At 74.6% G+C, this 2455-nt stretch carries 3 protein-coding genes; 1 reads left to right on the top strand and 2 read right to left on the bottom strand.

Annotated elements, in window-relative coordinates; all coding sequences use genetic code 11:
• Positions 1-71: 71 nt before the first annotated feature.
• Complete coding sequence (gene queG, locus FJ091_22100; protein ID MBM4386042.1) at positions 72-1157, top strand: tRNA epoxyqueuosine(34) reductase QueG; 1086 nt, start codon at positions 72-74, stop codon at positions 1155-1157.
• On the opposite strand, the gene FJ091_22095 is transcribed toward queG, so the two are convergent.
• Positions 1154-1696: a class I SAM-dependent methyltransferase gene (locus FJ091_22095; GenBank protein ID MBM4386041.1), complete on the bottom strand. Its 543-nt coding sequence runs from the start codon at positions 1694-1696 to the stop codon at positions 1154-1156. The two genes, queG and FJ091_22095, sit on opposite strands and share 4 nt — an antisense overlap.
• Positions 1689-2455, bottom strand: a 767-nt coding sequence (locus tag FJ091_22090) for a glycerophosphodiester phosphodiesterase (protein MBM4386040.1), incomplete at its 5' end; no start/stop codon positions are given. The genes FJ091_22090 and FJ091_22095, both read right to left, overlap by 8 nt.

The raw sequence follows: 2455 nt of genomic DNA, 5'->3' as shown, positions 1-2455 counted from the left end.
GTCGTCGCGGTGCTGCTGCTGCTCGCCGCGGACGCCGGCCTGCGCGCCTACGAGAAGCGCATCGCGGCCTGATCGCTGCCAAGATCGCGGCGATGGACGTCCGCGCTCTCGCTGAACGCATTCGCGCGCTCGGGCTCGCGCTCGGCTTCGACCGCGTCGGCTTCGCGCCCGCCGCGCCCGGCGCGACGAATGCGTTCCTGCGCGAGTGGCTGGCGCGCGGCTACGCGGGCGAGATGGCGTACCTCGCGCGCCGCGTGGAGGAGCGCATCGACGTGCGCCGTCTGGCGCCCGGTGCGCGCACGCTGATCCCGCTCGCAATGCGCTACGCGCGCGGCGAAGACGCTGCCGGCGGCGACGCGCGCATCTCGCGCTACGCGCGCGGCGACGACTACCACGACGTGCTGCGCGAGCGGCTGCGCGCGTTCGAGAGCGGCATCGAGGCGCTCGTCGCCGCGCCCGTCCTGCTGCGCAGCTACGTCGACACCGGGCCGGTGCTCGAGCGCGCCGCCGCCGCGCGCGCGGGCCTCGGCTGGATCGGGAAGCACGGCCTGCTGATCGATCGCGAGCTCGGCTCCTTCGTGTTTCTCGCCGTGGTCATCACCGACCTCGCGCTGCCGCCCGATGCGGAGGAGCCCGATCGCTGCGGCACGTGCACCGCGTGCCTCGACGCGTGCCCCACCAGCGCCTTCCCCGAGCCCTACGTGCTCGACGCCACGCGCTGTCTCTCGTACACGACGATCGAGCTGCGCGGCGCGATTCCGGAGCCGCTGCGCGAGCGGCACGGCGCGTGGGTGTTCGGCTGCGACGTGTGCCAAGACGTGTGCCCGTGGAACGCGCGCGCTGAGCGGCGGCCCGCGGCCGCCAGTGACGCAAGTGAAGCGCTGCAGCAGCGCTTCGCCGCGCGGCCGCAGCTCGAGCGCGCGACGCTCGCGTGGCTGCTGAGCCTCGACGAGGACGCCTTCCGCGCCGCGACGCGGAGCAGCGCGATCCGCCGCACGAAGCACCGCGGGTTGTTACGGAACGCGCTGGTCGCCGCGGGCAACTCCGGCGACGCGACGCTGCGCGACGCGGTGGCGCGCCACGCCGCCAGCGATGACGCGCTGATCGCCGAGCACGCGCGCTGGGCGCTCGCGCGCCTCGCGGCCGATGGGAGTTAGGGCTTCAGCGCGACCAGACGAGCGAGGGCGGTCGGCTGAGGCTCCGCGAAGACGCCTTCCTGCGCGCGCAGCGTGCGCAGCTGCGGGAAGAGCGTGCGCAGCTCGCCCGGCTTCAGCAGGAACGCCGCGCGGCGCGGGCCGCCGCCGAGCTCGCGCTGCGCGGTGGTGAACGTCTCGTAGACGAGCACGCCTCCGGGAGCGAGCACGCGCGTGATCTCGCTCGCGAGGGGGCGAAACAGGAAGCGGAATACGAGCAGCGCGCCGAGCGAGGCGGAGGCGAAGGGCAGGGCGTGGCCTGCCTCGACGTCGGCGCGCACGCGCGAGACCTGGGCGCCCGCCTCGCGCGCCCGCACGTAGAGCTCGCCGAGCGTGGCGGCGTCGCGATCGAGGCCGATCGTGCGGAGGCCCGCGCCCGCCAGCGCGAACGCGTTGCGCCCGCGCCCGCAGGCGAGATCGAGCACGGGCCGCCCGCGCGCGCACGCGGCGATGCGCGGCAGCTCCTCAGCCACCAGCGCCGCGGGCGCGAGCGGCTCAAGCACGCGGTCGCTCGTCGACCACCGCTCGCAGGCGCGCGGGGAAGTCGCTCATAATTCCGTCAACGCCGAGGCTGAGCAGGCGCTTCATCTCCGCGGTGTCGTTGATCGTCCACACGTGCACCTGCACGCCGTACTCGCGGGCGTGCGCGAGCAGCTCGGGCGTGACCAGCGGGCGGCCCACGAACTCGGGAGGGATCTGCAGCGCCATCGGGCCGGGCGGCGGCGGCACGCGCTCGACGGCCGCGCGCACGAAGCCGAGCACGTCGCCCACCGAGGCGCCGATCGCGACTTTGCTGCCGCGCTCGGAGACCGCGCTGCGCAAGAGGCGCATCGTGTCGTCGTGCTCGGCCGCGAGCAGCGTGCGCGCCTCGCGACCGCGGCGGCGTAACAAGTCGAGCACCTCCGGCACGAGCCGCTCGTCGCTGCGCTTCAGCTCGATGTTGAAGTACGTGTCCGGGAAGCGGTCGAGGATGTCCGCGAGCCGCGGGATGCGGATGCCGCGCTCGCGGAACGGCGTGCTCCCGTCCGGCGCGGTGAAGCGGAAGCCCGCGTCCAGCTGCGCGAGCTCCGCCCAGGTCAGGCTGCCCACGTCGCCGCGCGCATTCGTCGTGCGCGCGACGTCGGCGTCGTGCAGTACGACCACCTCGCCATCGCGCGTCAGGTGCACGTCGGTCTCGATCACGTCGGCGCCCTGCGCGAGCGCGAGCTCGAAGGAGGCGAGCGTGTTCTCCGGGCGTTCGCCGCACGCACCGCGGTGGCCGA

It is taken from the genome of Deltaproteobacteria bacterium (assembly GCA_016875395.1).
Taxonomy (GTDB): Bacteria; Myxococcota_A; UBA9160; order UBA9160; family UBA6930; genus VGRF01.
This window is presented reverse-complemented; position numbering and strand designations above follow the sequence as displayed.